The sequence below is a fragment of the Leyella stercorea DSM 18206 genome, assembly GCF_000235885.1.
In the GTDB taxonomy this organism is placed as follows: Bacteria; Bacteroidota; Bacteroidia; order Bacteroidales; family Bacteroidaceae; genus Prevotella; species Prevotella stercorea.
This window is the reverse complement of record NZ_JH379371.1, coordinates 1-1,106: the sequence shown is the minus strand read 5'-3', so window position 1 is coordinate 1,106 and position 1,106 is coordinate 1. Positions and strand designations below refer to the sequence as shown.

Genomic DNA, 1,106 nt, shown 5'->3' with positions numbered 1-1,106 from the left:
ATGGCTCGGTATGCTGTTCTCTGCGGACGATGTGGATACCGATAACGGCAGCAAGGAAACCACTCCGTTCGCCTGCTGGCAGCCGGGCGACACCTGCTACGAGTGGCAGGCCAACGGTATGCTTGCCGGGGTGAGGACTCCCGACGGCAGGACGATAACGTTCGGCTATGACGCCCTCGGCAGACGGGTGTCAAAAAGGACGGGCGACACCGTACACCGTTTCGGCTGGGACGGCAACGTGGTGCTGCATGAATGGGACATTGAGGAAGCCGACAGACCGAAGCTCGTCACGGACGAGACCGGACGCAAGGAATACGACGGCACGGAGAAGCCGGACAACCTTGTGACATGGGTCTATGACGGAACGTCGTTCACTCCTGTGGCGAAGGTCACGGACGGGGAACGCTACACGATAGTGCATGACTACCTCGGTACGCCGACGCAGGCATACGACAGCAAGGGAAAGCTTGTCTGGGAGATGCTGCTGGATGTGTACGGCAGGGTGGCGGAATGTCATGGGGACCGAACGCTCGTGCCGTTCCGCTATCAGGGGCAGTACGAGGATGAAGAAACGGGATTGTATTACAACAGATTCAGGTACTACTCGCCTGAAATGGGGATATATATTTCTTCTGACCCAATTGGACTGGCAGGAAACAATCCTACTCTCTACGGATATGTGCTGGATGTGAATACGTGGTTAGATATATTGGGGTTAGAAAAATGTGCTAATGTGGAAGATGGAGTATTAAAAATTAAACGCAAATTTAGTAAAGGATCTAAGGAATCTGATGAATTAGAAGATTTTGTATCGAGATGGAATAAACAAATTCCACCAGATGGTTTGACCCGCCAACCAGTTTCCAGAGAACTTAGAAAAAAAGCAAGTGACGCAGCTAATAAATACCGAATAGACAATCCTGAATTATTTAAATCGGGACAAGTTGCAGGTCATATTCCTGATGTCGGGTGGGGAGGTAATCCTCAAGGGCCATTTGTCCCCATAAGCTCTTCAGTCAACTCATATTTAGGAGGTGCTACTCAAGCAGTTCCAGTAGGTACAACATATACTTCTGTAACCCGTTGGCGGAATTAATTTAGCGCAT

General features: G+C 50.3%; 1 protein-coding gene. It reads left to right on the top strand.

What is annotated here, in order from left to right; translation table 11 throughout:
• Positions 1-1,096 (top strand): RHS repeat domain-containing protein (locus HMPREF0673_RS01770; protein ID WP_007897320.1); only part of this gene is annotated, 1,096 nt, incomplete at its 5' end.
• Positions 1,097-1,106 lie beyond the last annotated feature (10 nt).